The organism is Neobacillus paridis (assembly GCF_016765675.1).
Taxonomy (GTDB): Bacteria; Bacillota; Bacilli; order Bacillales; family Cytobacillaceae; genus Neobacillus; species Neobacillus paridis.
Genome location: NZ_JAESWB010000087.1, coordinates 1 through 508, shown reverse-complemented (window position 1 = coordinate 508; position 508 = coordinate 1). Strand labels below are relative to the sequence as shown.

Sequence of the window (508 nt, the reverse complement as noted above, 5' to 3'; positions counted from 1 at the left end):
CCCTGGGTGGTGTCCCAGGCGGTGGTGGCGCCAACCTTGGGCAGATGCCATGCGCTGCCCATGTAGGGGTCGTTGCTGACGAAATTGGGCGTCACCAGGCGGTCCAGTTCGGCGAACTTGATATGCGGATGCCGGTTCAGGCGCTCCACCACGGCCTTTTCGGAAGCATTGGCCGGCAGTTCGACCACGTGCAGGTCGCTCTGGCCGATCTTCTTGCCTTTGCCGCCGTGCGGCGCCAGTGCCTTGGTGAACTCGGTTTCGCTCAGGCCGGCACGCGGCATCACCAGGATGCGGCCGCGGGCGTACTGTTCAGCGCCGTTGGCAACCGGCTGCGCCGCGATGGCTGCCGGCGCCTGCAGGGCGGCAGCGCCGACCAGCATGGAAGGCAGCAAGAAGGCTGCCTGGCACGCCAGATGGATAGCGCGCTGGCGCAGGGAGGAAGGACTGTCTTTGTATCTTGCGAATTTCGATGCGTTTTGCTGGTTCATGTTGAGTTCCTGTCCAAGGT

Annotated in this window: 1 protein-coding gene; it reads right to left on the bottom strand. The window is 64.2% G+C overall.

Annotated features, from left to right (window positions below; all coding sequences use genetic code 11):
- The coding region (locus JK635_RS28030; protein WP_498043857.1) for a S8 family serine peptidase at positions 1-488 on the bottom strand (488 nt) is incomplete at its 3' end.
- Positions 489-508 lie beyond the last annotated feature (20 nt).